The sequence below is a fragment of the Aeromonas sp. S9(2024) genome (genome assembly GCF_041403185.1).
Lineage (GTDB): Bacteria > Pseudomonadota > Gammaproteobacteria > Enterobacterales > Aeromonadaceae > Aeromonas > Aeromonas enteropelogenes.
Genome location: NZ_JBGLRE010000001.1, coordinates 16,405 through 33,835 on the forward strand (window position 1 = coordinate 16,405; position 17,431 = coordinate 33,835).

Here is a 17,431-nt window from a genome sequence, read left to right on the forward strand (position 1 = left end):
AGGGAACCCTATGAGCCAGAACGTATTTCAGTTTATCGATGTCCAGCGGGTCGACCCACCGAAGAAGCCGCTCAAGATCCGCAAGATCCAGTTTGTGGAGATCTACGAGTCTTTCAACAAGCCTCAGGTCGAGATGCAGGCGGATCGCTGCCTCGAGTGCGGCAACCCCTATTGCGAATGGAAGTGCCCGGTGCACAACTACATCCCCAACTGGCTGAAACTGGCCAAGGAGGGGCGCATCCTGGAGGCGGTGGAGCTCTCTCACCAGACCAACAGCCTGCCGGAGGTGTGCGGCCGGGTCTGCCCGCAAGACAGATTGTGCGAGGGTGCCTGCACCCTCAACGATCGCTTCGGCGCCGTCACCATAGGCAACATCGAAAAATACATCACCGACAAGGCGTTCGAGATGGGCTGGAAGCCCGATCTCTCGAACGTGGTCAAGACCGGCAAGCGGGTCGCTGTCATCGGAGCCGGCCCTGCCGGCCTCGCCTGCGCCGATGTGCTGGCGCGGGGTGGCGTCACCCCTGTGGTGTTTGACAAGTATCCGGAGATAGGCGGCCTGCTCACCTTCGGCATCCCCTCCTTCAAGCTGGAAAAAGAGGTGATGCAACGCCGCCGCGAGATCTTCCAGGGGATGGGCGTAGAATTTCGCCTCGAGACCGAGGTGGGCCGTGACGTCACGTTTGCAGACCTTTTGGGTGAATTCGACGCCATCTTCCTCGGGGTTGGTACCTACAAGTACATGAAGGGTAGCTTTGCCAACGAGGAGGCGCCCGGTGTCTACGACGCCCTGCCCTACCTCATCTCCAACGCGAACCGCTTGCTCGGCTTTGAGAAGGCGCAGAGCGACTACATCGACTTTGCCGGCAAACAGGTGGTGGTGCTGGGCGGCGGCGATACCGCGATGGACTGTGTGCGTACCGCCATCCGCCAGGGGGCCGCCAAGGTGATCTGCGCCTACCGTCGCGATGAAGAGAACATGCCGGGCTCCAAGCGGGAGGTGAAAAATGCCCGCGAGGAAGGGGTCGAGTTTATGTTCAACCTCCAACCTATCGGCGTCGAACTGGATGCCAACGGCCGCGCCGTCGGCATCAAGGTGGTGAGCACCGAGCTTGGCGCCCCCGATGCCAATGGTCGCCGCAATCCGGTGGTGATCGAAGGGTCCGAGCAGGTGCTGCCTGCTGATGTGGTGGTGATGGCCTTTGGCTTCCAACCCAATCCCCAGCCCTGGATGGCGGAATACGGCATCGAGCTCGACAGCCGGGATCGCATCAAGGCGCGCGAGCAGGCCGAATACCCCTTCCAGACCAGCAACCCCAAGGTGTTCGCCGGTGGCGACGCGGTGCGCGGTTCCGACCTGGTGGTGACCGCCATCTACGAAGGGCGCAAGGCGGCCGAAGGGATCATGGACTATCTGGCTGTCTGATCCGCCATCGCAGCTCCTGCGTCAACCAATAGAGAGCCCCACCGATGCGGGGCTCTCTTTTTATGAGCCCTCCTGATTGGCCCCTTTCCCGTAAAAACTCAAACTATTTGAGGCAGAATTTGTAGCATCTATCTGATACACTTCGCGCCCGCCATTTTCCGGCCACTCTCTGACGTGATGTCAGACACAGCCGTCGGTGGTCATAACCGACTTTTCGCTCATACCGAGCCAACCAGGCCAGCCATAGTCCCGCTGGAACACAGGAACCCCTTATGAGATTTGAATCGTTCGATTTTGCCCCCGAGATTTTGCGCGCCATTTCAGAGTGCGGTTATCAGGAGATGACCCCTGTGCAGAGCCAAGCCATCCCGGCCGTGCGCCGTGGCCGCGACCTGCTGGCCAGCGCCCAAACCGGCACCGGCAAGACCGCCGCCTTCGCCCTGCCCATCCTGCAGCGTCTGGTGGACAATCCGGCGCCGGTGCAGCCCTCCAACGCCCGGGTACTGATCCTGACCCCGACCCGCGAGCTGGCGGCCCAGGTGGCGAGCAACATCAATGACTTCGCCAAGTATCTGGCGATCACCACCCTCACCATCGTTGGTGGCGGCAAGCAGGACGTGCAGGCCAAGCGGTTGAAAGCGGGCGCTCACATTATCGTGGCGACCCCGGGTCGTCTGCTCGAACACCTCACCGCCTGCAACCTGAGCCTCTCCGGGGTCGAGACCCTGGTGCTGGACGAGGCAGACCGCATCCTCGACATGGGCTTCAGTGCCGATGTGCAGAAGATCCTGCAGGCGGTCAACAAGACCCGCCAGAACCTGCTGTTCTCCGCCACCTTCTCCGAGGCAGTGAAGAAGCTCGCCAACCTGATGCTGGACAAGCCGCAGATCGTCAGCGTCAACAAGCAGAACTCCACTGCCGACACCGTCAGCCACACCGTCTACCCGGTGGAGCAGAAGCGCAAGCGCGAGCTGCTCTCCGAGCTCATCGGCAAGCAGAACTGGCAACAGGTACTGGTGTTCGCCAGCACCCGTGAGAGCTGCGACGAGCTGGTGGAAGAGCTGAACCTCGATGGCATCAAGTCCGCCGTGGTGCACGGCGACAAGGCTCAGGGCAGCCGTCGCCGCGCCCTGCGCGAATTCAGCGAGGGCAAGCTGCGGGTGCTGGTGGCCACCGAAGTGGCCGCCCGTGGCCTGGATATTCCGGATCTTGCCTACGTGGTCAACTATGATCTGCCGTTCCTCGCCGAAGACTACGTGCACCGCATCGGCCGCACCGGCCGCGCCGGCAAGAGCGGCATGGCCATCTCCTTCGTCAGCCGCGAAGAAGAGCGCACCCTGCTGGAGATAGAAGCGGTGATCGGTCAGAAGATCCGCCGCATCATGGTGCCGGGCTACGAGGTAAGCAGCCGCGACGAGCTGATCAAGCAGCTGCAGGAGCGCCGTCGTTTCGGCAAGCGCCCGCAGCGCGAAGACAACGCCGCCGCCCAGGCCATGGCCGAAGCCAAGCTGCAGGGCCAGCGCCTCAAGCGTCTTGCGGCCGCCAAGAAGCCCCGCCAGCCGAAGTAAGGACCAACCCTTTTCCTCTCCAGTGAGAGGAGAGAGGCAAACATCTCATATACCAAAGGCGCCACTGGCGCCTTTATGTTGTTGATTAGCCGGCCTTGCGTCCGGCTCCCTTTGTGAGGAACCGTGATGACCCTTCCCACCTACAACCAGGCCCTGCTCGAGATGGCCAGCCAGAGCCTGGCCGAGCTGGCGCGCACCGCCGCCCAGAAGGCGGGCAAGCGCACGCCCGCCCAGGAGAGCCATTTTCTGTGCAGCTGGATGGCGGAATCTCTCAAGGAGAAGCGCTTCTCCCGGCTGGTGATGGAGGATCTCAAAGAGTGGGTTCAGCTGGGCCGAACCCTGGGGGCTGGCGCCGATCTCAAGGGGCTGCTCGAGCGCATCGTCAGCCAGTATGAACGCGCCATGGCCGCTCCGACCCAGCTCGGAACCAGACTCAACGCATTGCTGGCCGAGCTCGCCGCCGCTGGCTGGCTCGTCATCACGGAGAGCGAGATCAACGCCAAGCTGCGCCTGCAATCGGGCGGTCAGCCCAGCCTCATCATCAGTGCCAGCGAATATGGCGAGCATATCGAGGACGGCGAGCTGACCCGCCCCCTCACCCTCTATGTGCGCGGCGACGAGCAACTGCTGGCCCAAGCCGCCTTTACCCACGCGCTCTTGCTGAGCCAGGGCAACAAGAAGGGCTCTCTGGTCAAGCACCACAAGGCCTACCGGGTGATGCCGGGCAACGCGCAACCGGCACGGGCCCTGCTGGCCGAGACACACCTGCCAGATGAGGCTCGTCAGCCCGCTTAAGCGCTGCATCACGCCATAAGAAAACGGCAGACCACTGGGTCTGCCGTTTTCGTTTCCAGGCGATGGCAAAAGACGACTAGCGCACCTTGAGCCCAATCTGGCCCGGAGCGCACCACTCGAAGATCACCTCTTCACTCTTGCCGCAGCAGCTGCCGCCGCAGAGCCGGTTCTCCCGCTTGATCACCCGCCCCTTGCGCATCCAGACTCCGAGCATGGCCTCCACCGCATCTTCCGAGGTGTGGAAGTGGCGAGCCAGATCCCGCCGGCTCACCTTCTGCTGCGCGGCGAGATAGTCACCCAGCTCGCGCAGGATCACAGGACCACCACCTTGCGGGCGACGATGTCACCGTGACGGCGCCCCAGCCACCAGAGCAGCACCAGGGAGAGGCCGTAGCTGGCGATCCAGAACAGGCTCTGCTCGGGATGGTCGGCGAAGGTCGCCACCTGATAGAAGAGGGTGGCACACATGAAGGCCATGTAGTTGCACCAGACGGCGGTAAAGAGTGCCCACTGGCGGCCGGTTTCCCGCACCAGAGCCCCCATGGCCGCGGCGCAGGGCATATAGAGCAGCACGAACAACAGGTAGGCAAAGGCACCGGCCGCCCCGTCGAAGTGGGTCTGCATGTTGCCGTAGGTGGAGATGTCGACCTCCTGCTCTTCTGCTGCGGCTTGCTGATCCGCCAGATCCCCTACCGAGATCCCCATGGGGTCGGTCGGGTCGATGGAAGAGAGATTGTCAGCCACCACGCTAATGGCCTCCTTGAAGCTGTCAACGAGAGAGAACTCGGCCGCCTCTTCATCCCCTTCCCCGCTACCGGCATAAAGACTGTTGAGCGTACCGACCACAGCTTCCTTGGCGAAGATACCGGTGACAATGCCGACTGTAGCTTGCCAGTTGTCATCGCGCACACCAATGGGGTGCAGCACCGGCGTGACCGCCTGGCTCACCTTGCTCAGCACAGAGTCTTCCTGTTCCTGGTGGCCAAAGCTGCCATCGGTACCCAGGGAGTTGAGCACGCTCAGCACGGCGACCACCAGCACGATGGTTTTACCGGCGCCGAACACGAAGGATTTAAGCTTCTGCCAGGTCTTGATCCCCACGTTGACCGGACGCGGCCACTCGTAGTCCGGCATCTCCATCAACATGGAGTCGCTTTTGCCCGGCAGCAGGGTGCTGCGCAGCAACAGGCCGGTGAGCACAGCCACCAGAATGCCGATGAGATAGAGACCGAACACCAGGTTCTGACCGGAGTGCGGGAAGAAGGCCACCGCAAACAGGGCGTAGACCGGCAGACGGGCACCGCACGACATGAAGGGCGCCATGGCCGAGGTCATCAGCCGCTCGCGCTCGGAGTTGAGAGTACGGGTCGCCATCACCGAAGGCACGGTGCAGCCAAAGCCCATCAACATGGGGACAAATGCCTTGCCCGGCAGGCCGAGGCGGCGCATCAGGGCGTCTACTACGAAGGCGGCCCGCGCCAGATAGCCGGAGCTCTCCAGCACCGCTAGGAACAGGTAGAGACAGCCGATCACCGGGATAAAGGTGGCGACGGTCTGCAGACCCACACCGAAACCGTCCGCCAGAATGGCACCGAGCCACTCGGGGGCATTGACCAGCCCCAGCAGGTAATGCACGCCATCGACGAACAGGGCGCCGCCCATGATGTCGAAGAAGTCGATGAAGGCGCTGCCCACATTGATGGCAAACATGAACATCAGGTACATCACCAGCAGGAAGAAGGGGATGCCGAACCAGCGGTTGAGCAGCACCCGATCGAGCTTCTCGCTCTGGGCCACGGTGAGCTTGCCCTTCTGCTGGCACGCCTCGGCGGCCCACAGATGAATGTGGCCATAACGGATATCCGCCAGCTGCAGATCGATGTCCTGCCCCTGCTGGGCACGGCTCACCACGTTGGCCGCCGCCTCATGCTGGCCAAGCAGCAAGGTCTCCTGCATCACAGCATCTTCTTCGAGCAGGCGCAGGGCGCGGCCACGGGTCGTCAGATGATGGGGGGCAAGCAGGCTCTCAAGCTCCGCCAGATCTTTTTCAAGCTCGGTGCCATAGTCGAGCATCAGCGCCTGTTGCGCCTTGCCGATAAACTGCTGGATCTGGCCCTTGAAGGCGGCAACCTGCCTGGCGTTGTGGGCGGAGAGCGCCACCACCGGGCAACCGAGGGACTTAGCAAGCAGGGTTTCATCTATGGTCACCCGCCGCTTTTGCAGGATATCCATCTTGTTGAGCACTACCACCATGGGCAGCCCCAGCTCGCGCAGTTGCAGCGTCAGATAGAGGGAGCGCTCCAGATTGGCGGCATCGATGACATTGAGCAGCAGATCAGGCTGCTGATCCTCGACGAAGCGGCTGGCGATCTGCTCGTCCAGGCTCCCCTCCTGATTGGCCAGGCTATAGATACCGGGCAGGTCCATCAGCTTGTAATCGTGTCCATCGACCGAAAACTCGCCCATCTTCTTGTCGACGGTGACCCCGCTCCAGTTGCCCACCTGTTGGCGGGCCCCGGTCAGGGCATTGAACAGTGAGGTCTTGCCGCTATTGGGATTGCCAACCGTTACCAGGGAATAATTCATACTGGTTCACCCTCGATTGTGCTTTGACCATGACGATTGTTTTGTGAGGTGTGTTTCATACCGGTTCGACCTCGATTTGCTGCGCCAGACTTTTTTGCATGGAAAGACAGATCCCCTGGCACTGGATCTGGAGCGGGTCCCCGAGAGGGGCAGAACGCAGATAGATGACTTCGGTCTGAGGCAACAATCCCATTACCATCAGCTTGCGACGCAGGGGACGGGTCAACTGGTCCAGGTTCTTGATGCGAGCACTCTGTCCCGGTGACAACTGCGTGAGTACCATGACTGACTCCTGAAAGTTAAACAATAATAATTCTCTTTTAGCTAGGCCATTATAAGCTGTGTCTTCAACTTTTATTTGAGTAAAATCAAACTCCGCTTCGCTAATCGATAAAGAAATACCATGAGTCACGACAACAACAGCCGCCTGGTTTACAGCACGGATGGCGGCATGATCAAAGAGCAGAGTGCCCCCCAATCCGCCTCCCCTTTCCCCACCGATGGCACAGTGCGCATTCGCCGCGAGACCAAGGGGCGCAAGGGCGCCGGGGTCATCACCATCCACGGTGTACCGGCCGAACAGCAAAAGGCGCTGGCTACCCAGCTCAAGAAAAAGTGCGGCACGGGCGGGGGTATCAAAGAGGGCGTGATCGAGATACAGGGGGACAAACGGGACCTTATCAAGGCCGAGCTGGAGAAGGCCGGTTTCAGCGTCAAGCTGGTGGGGGGCTGAGCCGCCTGCGGCGCACCTTGCTTCACTTCGGCTTTTTCCCTAGAATGCCCGCTCCCATCGAGGGGGAGTAGTCTCGCACGCCGGATCCCGCCGGCCTGCGACCCTGATCAACATACTTGGTGCCAACTCACCATGGTCAGGGTGATCCAATCGCTATCTGGATTTGACAAGACCTTTGACGGGCCAGTGCCAATACCGGGGACGGATGGTGCAGGCTTGTCTTTGGTTTATAACAATTCCGTCCCCCGGTTCACTTTTATGGAAGCCTTGTTAACCTCAACCCTCAGCGTGGCCATCGCCGAAATCGGCGACAAGACCCAGCTGCTGGCGTTGCTGCTCATCTGTCGTTTTCGCAAGCCCTGGCCCATCATCGCCGGCATGCTGGCGGCTACCCTGCTCAACCATGCGGGCGCCGCCTGGATTGGCGACTTCATCAGCCGCTGGCTGGATCCCAAGGTGATGACCTATCTGGTGGCCGCGGCCTTCGTTGCCATGGCGATCTGGATCCTGGTACCGGACAAGATGGATGACGAGGAGAGCTCGCTGGACAAGTACGGCCCCTTCATGGCCACCTTCGTGCTCTTCTTCATCGCCGAAATTGGCGACAAGACCCAGATCGCCACTGTGCTGCTGGCCGCCAAGTATGACTCCCTGTTCCAGGTGGTCACCGGCACCACCCTCGGCATGATGCTGGCCAACGTGCCCGTGGTGCTGATCGGCAAGCTGGGGGCCGACAAGCTGCCGCTCAAGGGGATCCGCATCGCCTGCGCCCTGCTGTTTGTGGGGCTCGGGGTCAGTACCCTCATCTTCGTCTGACGAGCTGACTGCCCACTCCTTCGAGCGCCCCGCCTCTGGTCGGGGCGCTCTTTTTTGTGTCGGTATGGCGCCGGTGGCAAAGGGCCTACGGGCTCCCCTCCCCCTCGCCCCTCATGCCATAATGGGGCAAATTCCATGGAGTTCCCCCATGCACAAGGTATCAAGAGAGACGCTGCTCGAATGGGTTAGACAAGGCAGGCTTGCCCCCGAGCGGCTCGACGCGGCACTGGCGCTGGCCGAATTGCCCCCTCCTCCCGCGCGCTGGCAGTGGTTGTTCGATCGTCTGTTGCTCTGGCTCGGCGCCCTCTGCCTCGGCGCCGGACTGGTGTTCTTCGTCGCCTTCAACTGGCATGAGCTGGGACGTCTGTCACGTCTGGCCCTGCTGGAAGCCCCCCTGCTCGCCACCTTGCTGGTGTTGTGGCGCACGTCTCTCGGCGACACGGCGCGCCAGGCGCTGCTGCTGATCCTGGCGCTCAATATCGGTGCCCTGCTGGCGCTGGTGGGCCAAACCTACCAGACCGGCGCCGATCCCTGGCAACTGTTTGCCACCTGGACTTTGCTGCTGCTGCCGCTGGCGGCGCTGGGCCAAAGCCCCTTGCTGTGGACCCTGAGTTGGTTGCTGGCGCAGCTGACCCTGGTGCTCTACTGGCGCCTCGGCCTGTTCGACCTCTTCTTTGCTTTTGACGAGGAGGCGCTCGGCTGGTGCCTGACCCTGCTCAACGCCGCACTCTGGGGGCTGCTGTTACTGGCACCGGCCCGCTGGCGGCTGGTGCCAAGCTGGCTGGCAGGGCTTGCCGCTGGCCTTGGGATCACACTGCTCGCCTTGCTGGCCCTGTTTGATGCCGCCTCCCCCTGGGTGTGGCCGCTCTGGCTCGGCTGGCTCGCCGCCGCCTATGCCCTCTGGCACCACAGATTCATCGCCGGCCTCGCCATGGGGTGTCTGAGCCTCATCGCCATCATCCTGGCCACCCTCGGCAAGTGGATGGAACCCGATGTGGACGGTTTCCTGCTGCTCTGCCTTATCGCCATAAGTCTCTCGGTCGTGGCCAGCCGCTGGCTGCAACGGCAAAGGAGGCATCATGAGTGATCTGACCCTCTGGCAACGGCTGCAACAGGCCAATCTGGTCGAGGGGGAGATGCCCCAGGACACCAGCCCCCACTGGTCGAGCCGCTTTCTGCTCGGGCTGGTGGGCTGGATAGCCGCCCTCTTCCTGCTGTTTTTCCTGTTCATGACCTTCGAGCAGCTGACTCGCGAGCCGGAGCACGCCCTGCTGATGGGCTCCCTGCTGCTGGCCGCTGCCTACGCCATCAACCGCAGTCAGCACGGGGATCTCTGGGATCAATTTGTGCTTGCCCTGGCGCTGGCGGCCGATGCCTGGCTGCTCTATGGCCTTATCGATCAGATAGACCTCCACCAGGCCCTGCTCTGGTTCGGTCTCTGCCTGCTCTCTTTGGGAATAGCCGTGCTGTTCGAGCACTGGCTGGTGCGCCTTTTTCACAGCGTGGCCGCCGCCCTGTTGCTCACCCTGGGGCTCGCCAGCCTCGGCCTGCAACTGCTAGCCCTGCCGCTGGTGATGGCGGCCATCACCTTCTGCTGGCTGCGGGCCGAAACCGATCCGGCCCGTCACCCGCTCTATCACGCTATGGCCCTGGGGCTCGCCCTCTCCCTGCTGGTGCTGGGTCGGCTGCACCATCCACTCTGGGAAGGGGGCGCCAGTCTGCTCGACGAGCTCGGCCTCTCGCGCCTGCCACTCTGGCTCAATCCGCTGCTGTGCGCCGCCCTGCTGCTGGCCGTGATGGTGAAGCTGGCCCTGCCGCTGCGCTACGGCTTGCCGCTGGTGCTGCTCAGTGCTCTCATCCCCGGTATGGGTGCCGGCGCCCTGGTGCTGATCCTCGGTTTCTACGCAGGCAGCCTTGGCCTGATGACCCTCTCGCTCCTGCTGCTGACAGGCTACGGCGCCCTCTATTACTACGATCTCGGGCTCACCCTGATGACCAAGTCCTGGCTGCTGCTGGGCTCGGGCATCCTGTTGCTGGGGACACGCTTTTTGCTGCAACGCCTCAATCCAAGGAGCCCGTCATGAGACCCCTTGCCATCCTGCTGGTCGGCCTCGCCATCCTGGCGGGCATCAACTTCACCGTCTGGCGTTATGAACAGGCTATGGCCAGCGGCGAGGTGGTGCTGCTCAGGCTAGCGCCGGTCGATCCCCGCTCCCTGATGCAGGGGGACTATATGCGTCTGAATTACGAGATAGCCCGCGAGCTTGCGACCCACAGGAGCAGCGCGAGTGCCAGCGGGAGCGATACCCTGGTGATCCGCCTGGACGAGCACCAGGTGGCAAGCTGGGTAGCCGGCGACAAGCCGGAGGCCCTGGCACCCAACGAGCGATTGCTGCAGGTGAGTCGCCACGCCGGCCAGTGGCAGATTGGGCCGGATGCCTATTTCTTCGAGGAAGGCACGGGAGAGGCCCTTGAGGAGGCCCGCTACGGCGAGTTCCGGTTGCAACCCGATGGCAAGACCCTGCTGGTGGGGTTGCGCGATGAGGCGTTTCGCCCTCTGGGAGCAAGCCGCAGCCGCTGGTGAGAAAGACGATGGCACTTTGCCCGGTTCATGCCCACACTGGAATCATGATTGCCGCATAGGGATGTGCACCATGAGGATATGGCTGATCTGTCACCTTTTTCTGATCCTGTGGGCCGGTGGCGTGCGGGCCGATCTCGGCAAACTCGAATACCTCACCGAAGAGTATCCTCCCTACAACTACAACGATGAACAGGGGCAGCCCACCGGACTCGCCGTCGAGCTGCTGCGAATGGTGTGGCAACAGGGCGGGGTCGAGCCACAACCCGTCCGCATCATCCCCTGGGCCCGCGGCTACTACCTGCTGACTCAAAAACCCAACGTGGTGCTCTTCTCCACCGCCCGCACCCAGGCGCGGGAAGCCCTGTTCAAGTGGGTATGCCCCATCGGCTACTCGGAGTTCATCCTGCTCGGGCACAGTTCCCGCCCGCTCACCCTGGGCTCGATTGCCGAGATAAGCGACTACAGGATCAGCGCCGTGCGCTCCGATGCCGCCGAACAGCTGCTGCTCAACAACGGCATGGATGACAGCAAGATCATCCCGGCCAACCGCTTGAGCCAGGCGGTGAAGATGCTGGTCTCCGGCCGCGCGGATCTGCTCGCCACCAGCAAGCTGGCCGGCTATGAAGCTATCCGCGAACTCGGTATGCGGGTGGATGACTTCAACGTGGCGTTGCTGCTCAGTGCCGAGCAACTCTGCTACGCCTTCAGCCGCCAGGTGCCCGACGGCGATATCACCCAGTTCCAGCAGGCGCTGACCCGCGTTCTCGCCTCCCGGGAATTTCAGGCCCTGCAGGCCAAATACCTGCCCGAGCCCTGACAGCACCCCCCTCCCCAGCGCCAACCAGGAGTTGCCCGGGCTGGCGAAATGCGCCACCCCGACAACACTTTGAGGGGAAGACTGATTAAGAGGGTGGCGCAGATGACACGATGGACCGGATTGGCAGGCCTGCTGCTTGCCACCCTCGCACAGGCCAGCCCCGAGCTTGGCAAACTGCACTACATCACCGAAGAGAACAGCCCTTACAACTACCGGGATGGATCCGGCATGGCCACCGGTTTTGCCGTCGAGCTGTTGCAACGGGTGTGGCAACAAACCGCAACCCCGCCACAACCCATCGATGTGATGCCCTGGGCCAGGGGTTACTCCCAGCTGAGCAAGAGATCCGATGTGGTGCTCTTCTCCGCCGTGCGTACCAGGGCGCGAGATCCCCTGTTCAAATGGGCTTGCCCCATTGACCATGCCAACATAGTGCTGATCGGCCTGACTCATCGCCATATCAATCTCGACAGGCTGGAAGATGCCAAGCACTACATCATCGCCGCCGGACGGGCCGATGTGGGGGAGCAGTTGCTGATCCGCAACGGCTTTCAGGCAGACCGCATGATGACCTCCAACCGTTTCAACCATGCCATCAAGATGCTCACCTCCGGGCGGGCCGATCTGCTCTCGACCAACAAGAACACCTTCTATCAGCGTATCGGGGAGCTGGGGCTCGCTCCCGACCAGTTCAGGGTGCAATGGACGCTGAGCGCCGACCCCTTCTGCTACGCCTTCAGCCTCGCGGTGAGCGACCAACTGGTCACAGAATTCCAGCAGGGCCTTGAGCAGGTGCTGACCAGCCCGACCTATCCAGCGCTGCGGCGCCGCTATTTGCCAGAGTAGTGATTGCCCGAAGCGCGAGCGCCAAAGCAATGAGCCAAAAGGGCCAGTGGCGCCAGGCATTAGCGCCCAGGCTCTCTCTTGCTGTCAGGAAATCTGACTTGGCCTTGGCGAAATCGGCTCGCTTGCCCACACTGAAACGACGATTCCCTCAAGCAGGATGGCGCTGATGAAACAATGGATTGGATTGATTGGGCTGCTGTTTGCCACCCTCATCCAGGCCAGCCCGGAGCTGGCCAAGCTTCACTACATGACCGAAGAGTACAAACCCTATAACTACACGGACGAGTCAGGCAAGCCGGCCGGCTTTGCCGTCGAGCTGCTGCAGCAGGTGTGGCAGAAGACGGGCACCACACCGCAATCCATCACCGTTATGCCCTGGGCCCGGGGCTACTACCTGCTGACCCAAAAGCCCAATGCGGTGCTCTTCTCCACCGCCCGCACCCAGGCTCGCGATCCCCTGTTCAAGTGGGCCTGCCCCATCGGCTACGCCGAGATTGTGCTGGTGGGGCTCACCAGCCGCAATATCGCCATCAACAAGCTGGAGGACGCCAGGGTCTTCAATATCGGGGCGGTGCGGGCCGATGTGGGGGAGCAACTGCTGCTCAATAACGGCTTTGACGAGAGCAGGCTGATGGTCGCCAACCGGCTGCCCCAGGCCCTCAAGATGCTCACCTCGGGACGGGTCGATCTGGTCTCCACCAATAAGACCACCATGGAGCTGCTGATCCTGGAACAAAAACTCGATCCCGCCCGCTTCAAGGTGCGCTGGGTATTGAGCTCGGAGCAGTTCTGTTTTGCCTTCAGCCATCCGGTGAGCGACGAATCCGTCAAAGAATTCCAGACCGGCCTGACCCAGGTGCTGGCCAGCAGCGAATTCCAGCAGTTGTACGGCAAATACTTCCCCGCCCCCTGACAGGGGTGGCACCCGCTTGGATGCCGCCCTTCTCTTTATCCTTATACCAGTCCCTTTATCCTCAATTCTCACCCTCTCCCTATCGCGGCCCTGCAGCCATCGCCACTCCCTGATCAGAACATCAGACTGCCAACCGGCCCCCCGAAACACCCTGCCCCAAACTTTGCGCCAGCGCAGAAAACCAATCTTTTCTGATAGTTAACTCATCAAATCGATAGATAAGACCGTTCTGGCTCCGTAATATGGGCCAGGGCGCCTGATTGGCACCAGGTATTAGCAGGGATGTTCAGAGGCGCAGGGTGGCGGCGACAGTCAGGGGCGGTAGCGTCTTTGGCGGAGACCAGCCGGTCTCCCGCCCCTGCGGCAGGGTGCGAGGGTTTCACCCTCGACGGAGGTGCCTATCAGCCCCGGGGCTCCATCCCCTCTCCCTTTGTGGGTGAGCGGTAGGGTGCTAATAAGCGGAGCGCATTGCACCGCGGTAATCATTCCCTCTCCCCTTGGGGGAGAGGGTTAGGGTGAGGGGTCGGGTAACGTCTTTGCCCTACACAACAAGTATTGGCATGGCCTCACCAGTAGGGTCGATTAGCGAAGCGTAATCGTCCGCGGTAACCGTTCCCCCTCCCCTTGCGGGAGAGCGGTAGGGTGCAATAAGCGCAGCGCATTGCACCACGGTAACCATTCCCTCTCCCCTTGCGGGAGAGGGTTAGGGTGAGGGGTCGCCAACCGCGTTGGCATGGCTTCGCCATGCAGGACACGAGGACTCCGTCCTCGACGGGGTTTCGCCGCCGCTGCGCGGCTTGGCGAGTGACTTTTCTTTGCGTGGCCAAAGAAAAGTCACCAAAAGAAAGGCCACCCCCACTTGTTCGCCCTCCTGCGTCGGGTTCCCTCGGTTCACCCGTTTGTCCCACGGCACGCGCCGATGGGCTTTGACCTTTACCATCCATGGCGTCGGTCAAAGTCCGCTGCGGACATCCTTGTCCTTGCGCCAAACCGGGCCGAGCGTTGCTCGTCCAATTCCGGTTTGGCCCCTGGCCCAGCGACGCTCGCTCGGCGTCCTGCCTCGCGGCCTGGGCAAACGGGCTCACCTCGGCGAACAACAGGGGGGCAAAACCCAGCTCGCAGCCCAGTTAACGGCTCCCTGTATATTTGGGGAATGGCTCGTATTGAAAGTCAGATAAAGAATTTTTAGCCGTTATATCATCTTATTTCTCGAACGTCAGATTATGCTTCGCTAATCGAGTCTACCACTCAGAGGTTTTTATGAAATATATTTCCACATTGTTTTTTGCATTGGCTGTAAATACAGCATTTGCAGAGGAACCGGGTCAAGAGCATATCACTTCAAAGGTGATTGGCGAGGCTATGGGGGATTTGGACAAAGATGGTATCGATGAAAAAGTCATTGTTCTGGATACTGGGTTGGACGGTGAAATAGGAACACAAAGAACACTGCTTATATATAAAAAGAAACAAGATAAGTGGGCCTTATGGCACTCTTCGCAAGGGCCAATATTAGATAGTGCTCATGGTGGCATGATGGGGGATCCATTCATCAGCGTTGATATACAACGAGGGGCTATCGTTATTGATCATTTTGGTGGTAGCCGTCATAAGTGGAGTTACACTCATAGATATCGTTTTAATAATAAAGCATGGTATCTAATTGGTGCCACAATAAATTATGGAGCACCATGCGAAGGTTTCTTTAACTTCGACTTCAATGTAATGACAGGAAAAGCTATTTATAAAACATATCAAGATGGTTGCATTGATGAAGAGGTTGCATCAAATTTCAAAACTGAACAGAAAGAAATCTCCGTCCCCGTTACTAAGCCTATTGACATGGATGGGTTCTATCCAGGCTCGAACAAAATGGACATAAAAGAAATTGAACAAGAAATTTATTACTAACCTTCCCCCTTCACAAGGCAATATTTCACATTCCTCACCTTGGCAAACAGTCTGAGCAACACCCGCCCCCTAATCCGAGGAAAATATCAAATACAGAGTGCAAGCCGAGCAGCCTAATTGCACCCTATATGATCCGGTTTGTAAATAGAGGTGTAATTCACTTTGTTCATTACACCCTACCATATACACCGCTTTCCATTGAATTGTTTCTTATCTGATAATAAGCACTTTTGGGATTTACATGAGCAATGAATTAATTAAAAACTTGAAGTCATTTAACCGTAAAGAGCGGTTTTATCTGGTTGGCCAAATGCTGGGAAACCCAGATTTTCGCATGGATGACAAACAGCTTGATGAGATATCGAAGCTAATCGGCTTAACAATCCCCAGAGAATATTTTGCTGCGATGGATTATCACCTTGACTGGATCTATGCTAGCTTATTTCTCACCCAAAAACATGATAAAAATATATTTCCACGTAACTTCATAGATAATAATAAAAAGGTGGACTTGCAAATCTCAGGCACTCAAGAGGATGTCGACTTTATTCTTGCTTTTGTTGATCACGAAAACACAACCCATATTGTGATGATTGAAGCTAAAGGCGATAGCTATTTTAGCAACGCTCAGTTAAACAGTAAAAACAAACGATTCAAGGCTATTTTCGGCGATGAAAATACATGGCTCAATGTAAGACCTCACTTTTTACTTTGCAGCCCAAAAGAGCCACAAAACGTAAGCATTGAAGACCCAGTCTATTTTATAGGTCAACAAGAATCACAGCTTATTTGGTTTTCGCTCGTAATGGACATAGGAAAAAATAAAATAACTCGATGCATGGATGGCGAAAAAAACAACCAACCATCTAGTGAAGGTGACCATTGGAAAGTTGAAAACCGTACTTAGAAATAGCGGGACAATGTACTTCGTGTACTGCTCCCATCCCCGTGTTATCGGGATAACAATTGGGGAACCTTTATCTCAGAACCAACCCCTCGCCCACCCCGTGGCGAGATCAGATTGTCGCTCCGATACAACTGGTGTCATCGACATGGTTGCATAGGTGGAAAAATCATGGTGAGTACAACGGCAAGCAGCACATATCCCTATCGGGAAACGGTTGTATATAGAAGGCCCGATAAGAAGTGTTTAACCGCAATAACACTTTATATCCGAATAGGCCGACTCCATTCATTTAATTTGGGAAGTTATAAAAAATTACAAACATTCTAATTCATTAAATAGGAAATGAAAATGGAAAAAGATATTGGTAGCGATATTTTCACTCAGTTGGAAGAACATTTAAAATGCAGCGAACAAAACTGGCTTATGGGAGCTGGGATAAGTTATGATGCCAAGCTCCCATTAATGTACCCACTAACAAATAAAGTCAAAAAAGATTTACAAAAAAGCAACCAAACTATCTATGATGAGATAATAACACCTTTATTAAATGAGCTTCCTGATACATGTCACATAGAGCATGTACTTAGTCATTTAGGTGATTATGCTGCATTAGCAGAGAGAACAAAAGAGAAAAAAACTAAAATAAATAATAAGGATGTTGAGCTCTCAACTTTAGAAAGTGCACATCATGTGATAATTGAATCTATTTCAAACACCATTAGATGCGGTTATATAGAAAGTTCAACCGGGGAAACAGTAGAAGAAGGGACGTTAACCAAACCTATTGTTTGCATTAAAGAGCATTTAAATTTCATAGATATCCTATTTAATTATGCATCAGCAGGTATATATGAACGGAGAAAACCCGTAAACATATTCACCACCAACTATGACACATTATTAGAAGATGCTCTGGCATTAAATAAAGTACCATATTGGGATGGATTTTCTGGTGGTGCCGTCGCACATAGAACATTAAAGTATGGCGACTCATTACCTACGAGTTCGGATGGCTTTCGTGCTAATCTAATCAAAATGCATGGTTCTATAGATTGGTATTTATGTGATAAAGGATATGTCTGGAGAGTTCGTGAAAACGATCAATACCCCGAAACTACACGCCGAGTACTAATATACCCACAAGCGACAAAGTATATTGCAACACAGCAAGATCCCTTCTCCACTCAATTTGATTTATTTAGAAAATCACTAAATACTCAAAGCAGTAATATCCTTGCTGTATGTGGATATAGCTTTGGCGATGATCACATCAATAACGAAATCGAGTTTGCATTATCAAAAGCTGATAATAAAACTGTTCTAATAGCATTTATAGAATGCAAGCATAATATACCTGCATGTCTTGAAAAATGGCGCAACTCTAATTTTGGGAAACGGGTCATTATATCCTCTATCCATGGCATGTATGTAGGTAATAGAGGCCCCTTCAAAAGGAAGCCATCGGATGATTATTGGTGGACATTTAAGGGTGTATCTTCAATATTAAAATATGGATGTGGGGTGTAATG

Annotated in this window: 17 protein-coding genes; 14 read left to right on the forward strand and 3 right to left on the reverse strand. The window is 57.5% G+C overall.

What is annotated here, in order from left to right; all coding sequences use genetic code 11:
* The first annotated feature begins 10 nt into the window (after nucleotides 1–10).
* The 3 genes from ACB028_RS00045 to ACB028_RS00055 all read left to right on the forward strand — a co-directional run bounded on the left by ACB028_RS00045 (nucleotide 11) and on the right by ACB028_RS00055 (nucleotide 3,789).
* Entirely contained in the window at nucleotides 11–1,426 is a 1,416-nt protein-coding gene (locus ACB028_RS00045; protein WP_371143168.1) for an FAD-dependent oxidoreductase, read from the forward strand.
* A 272-nt stretch (nucleotides 1,427–1,698) separates the two neighbouring features.
* Nucleotides 1,699–2,994 (forward strand): DEAD/DEAH box helicase, encoded by a 1,296-nt coding sequence (locus ACB028_RS00050; protein WP_268854744.1) that lies wholly within the window; start codon nucleotides 1,699–1,701, stop codon nucleotides 2,992–2,994.
* A 126-nt stretch (nucleotides 2,995–3,120) separates the two neighbouring features.
* Nucleotides 3,121–3,789 carry a DUF2913 family protein gene (locus ACB028_RS00055; RefSeq protein ID WP_223380378.1) on the forward strand — a complete coding sequence of 223 codons (669 nt, stop codon included), beginning with the start codon at nucleotides 3,121–3,123 and terminating at the stop codon, nucleotides 3,787–3,789.
* A 76-nt stretch (nucleotides 3,790–3,865) separates the two neighbouring features.
* Here the strand turns inward: ACB028_RS00055 and ACB028_RS00060 are convergent, their stop codons facing one another.
* From ACB028_RS00060 to ACB028_RS00070, 3 genes are read right to left on the reverse strand one after another with little or no spacing between them, the layout of a single operon-like run.
* Nucleotides 3,866–4,105 carry a FeoC-like transcriptional regulator gene (locus ACB028_RS00060; RefSeq protein ID WP_026458231.1) on the reverse strand — a complete coding sequence of 80 codons (240 nt, stop codon included), beginning with the start codon at nucleotides 4,103–4,105 and terminating at the stop codon, nucleotides 3,866–3,868.
* Nucleotides 4,102–6,375 (reverse strand): Fe(2+) transporter permease subunit FeoB, encoded by a 2,274-nt coding sequence (gene feoB / locus ACB028_RS00065; RefSeq protein ID WP_371143169.1) that lies wholly within the window; start codon nucleotides 6,373–6,375, stop codon nucleotides 4,102–4,104. Before feoB ends, ACB028_RS00060 begins: the two co-directional genes overlap by 4 nt.
* 55 nt (nucleotides 6,376–6,430) lie before the next feature.
* A complete protein-coding gene (locus ACB028_RS00070) occupies nucleotides 6,431–6,658 on the reverse strand; it encodes a FeoA family protein (protein WP_026458432.1) in 228 nt (75 codons plus the stop codon).
* Nucleotides 6,659–6,778: 120 nt separating this feature from the next.
* On the opposite strand from ACB028_RS00070, the gene ACB028_RS00075 reads away from it, so the two are divergent.
* From ACB028_RS00075 to ACB028_RS00125, 11 genes are all read left to right on the forward strand, one after another.
* On the forward strand, nucleotides 6,779–7,108 hold the full coding sequence (locus ACB028_RS00075) for a translation initiation factor (RefSeq protein WP_026458433.1): 330 nt from the start codon (nucleotides 6,779–6,781) through the stop codon (nucleotides 7,106–7,108).
* A gap of 258 nt (nucleotides 7,109–7,366) precedes the next feature.
* Nucleotides 7,367–7,924: a TMEM165/GDT1 family protein gene (locus ACB028_RS00080; protein WP_223380375.1), complete on the forward strand. Its 558-nt coding sequence runs from the start codon at nucleotides 7,367–7,369 to the stop codon at nucleotides 7,922–7,924.
* A gap of 148 nt (nucleotides 7,925–8,072) precedes the next feature.
* Entirely contained in the window at nucleotides 8,073–9,011 is a 939-nt protein-coding gene (locus tag ACB028_RS00085) for a DUF2157 domain-containing protein (protein ID WP_371143170.1), read from the forward strand.
* Entirely contained in the window at nucleotides 9,004–10,008 is a 1,005-nt protein-coding gene (locus ACB028_RS00090) for a DUF4401 domain-containing protein (protein WP_371143171.1), read from the forward strand. Before ACB028_RS00085 ends, ACB028_RS00090 begins: the two co-directional genes overlap by 8 nt.
* On the forward strand, nucleotides 10,005–10,508 hold the full coding sequence (locus ACB028_RS00095) for a GDYXXLXY domain-containing protein (protein WP_342017073.1): 504 nt from the start codon (nucleotides 10,005–10,007) through the stop codon (nucleotides 10,506–10,508). The genes ACB028_RS00090 and ACB028_RS00095 overlap by 4 nt, the downstream gene beginning before the upstream one ends.
* Nucleotides 10,509–10,578: 70 nt before the next feature.
* Entirely contained in the window at nucleotides 10,579–11,325 is a 747-nt protein-coding gene (locus ACB028_RS00100; protein ID WP_042028805.1) for an ABC transporter substrate-binding protein, read from the forward strand.
* A 102-nt stretch (nucleotides 11,326–11,427) separates the two neighbouring features.
* Complete coding sequence (locus ACB028_RS00105) at nucleotides 11,428–12,171, forward strand: substrate-binding periplasmic protein (protein WP_371143172.1); 744 nt, start codon at nucleotides 11,428–11,430, stop codon at nucleotides 12,169–12,171.
* 166 nt (nucleotides 12,172–12,337) lie between these two features.
* On the forward strand, nucleotides 12,338–13,084 hold the full coding sequence (locus ACB028_RS00110) for a substrate-binding periplasmic protein (RefSeq protein ID WP_371143173.1): 747 nt from the start codon (nucleotides 12,338–12,340) through the stop codon (nucleotides 13,082–13,084).
* Between the two features lie 1,260 nt (nucleotides 13,085–14,344).
* On the forward strand, nucleotides 14,345–14,995 hold the full coding sequence (locus ACB028_RS00115; protein ID WP_371143174.1) for a hypothetical protein: 651 nt from the start codon (nucleotides 14,345–14,347) through the stop codon (nucleotides 14,993–14,995).
* Nucleotides 14,996–15,236: 241 nt separating this feature from the next.
* Nucleotides 15,237–15,902 carry a hypothetical protein gene (locus tag ACB028_RS00120; protein ID WP_371143175.1) on the forward strand — a complete coding sequence of 222 codons (666 nt, stop codon included), beginning with the start codon at nucleotides 15,237–15,239 and terminating at the stop codon, nucleotides 15,900–15,902.
* 348 nt (nucleotides 15,903–16,250) lie between these two features.
* Nucleotides 16,251–17,429, forward strand: a complete 1,179-nt coding sequence (locus tag ACB028_RS00125; protein ID WP_371143176.1) for an SIR2 family protein — start codon at nucleotides 16,251–16,253, stop codon at nucleotides 17,427–17,429.
* The last annotated feature ends 2 nt before the right edge of the window (nucleotides 17,430–17,431 follow it).

Bases quoted from the DNA above. Each gene is read 5' to 3' on its own strand.
- ACB028_RS00045 (WP_371143168.1), top strand. From the start codon at position 11: ATGAGCCAGAACGTATTTCAGTTTATCGATGTCCAGCGGGTCGACCCA.
- ACB028_RS00050 (WP_268854744.1), top strand. From the start codon at position 1,699: ATGAGATTTGAATCGTTCGATTTTGCCCCCGAGATTTTGCGCGCCATT.
- ACB028_RS00055 (WP_223380378.1), top strand. From the start codon at position 3,121: ATGACCCTTCCCACCTACAACCAGGCCCTGCTCGAGATGGCCAGCCAG.
- feoB (WP_371143169.1), bottom strand. From the start codon at position 6,375: ATGAATTATTCCCTGGTAACGGTTGGCAATCCCAATAGCGGCAAGACC.
- ACB028_RS00070 (WP_026458432.1), bottom strand. From the start codon at position 6,658: ATGGTACTCACGCAGTTGTCACCGGGACAGAGTGCTCGCATCAAGAAC.
- ACB028_RS00075 (WP_026458433.1), top strand. From the start codon at position 6,779: ATGAGTCACGACAACAACAGCCGCCTGGTTTACAGCACGGATGGCGGC.
- ACB028_RS00080 (WP_223380375.1), top strand. From the start codon at position 7,367: ATGGAAGCCTTGTTAACCTCAACCCTCAGCGTGGCCATCGCCGAAATC.
- ACB028_RS00085 (WP_371143170.1), top strand. From the start codon at position 8,073: ATGCACAAGGTATCAAGAGAGACGCTGCTCGAATGGGTTAGACAAGGC.
- ACB028_RS00090 (WP_371143171.1), top strand. From the start codon at position 9,004: ATGAGTGATCTGACCCTCTGGCAACGGCTGCAACAGGCCAATCTGGTC.
- ACB028_RS00095 (WP_342017073.1), top strand. From the start codon at position 10,005: ATGAGACCCCTTGCCATCCTGCTGGTCGGCCTCGCCATCCTGGCGGGC.
- ACB028_RS00100 (WP_042028805.1), top strand. From the start codon at position 10,579: ATGAGGATATGGCTGATCTGTCACCTTTTTCTGATCCTGTGGGCCGGT.
- ACB028_RS00105 (WP_371143172.1), top strand. From the start codon at position 11,428: ATGACACGATGGACCGGATTGGCAGGCCTGCTGCTTGCCACCCTCGCA.
- ACB028_RS00110 (WP_371143173.1), top strand. From the start codon at position 12,338: ATGAAACAATGGATTGGATTGATTGGGCTGCTGTTTGCCACCCTCATC.
- ACB028_RS00115 (WP_371143174.1), top strand. From the start codon at position 14,345: ATGAAATATATTTCCACATTGTTTTTTGCATTGGCTGTAAATACAGCA.
- ACB028_RS00120 (WP_371143175.1), top strand. From the start codon at position 15,237: ATGAGCAATGAATTAATTAAAAACTTGAAGTCATTTAACCGTAAAGAG.
- ACB028_RS00125 (WP_371143176.1), top strand. From the start codon at position 16,251: ATGGAAAAAGATATTGGTAGCGATATTTTCACTCAGTTGGAAGAACAT.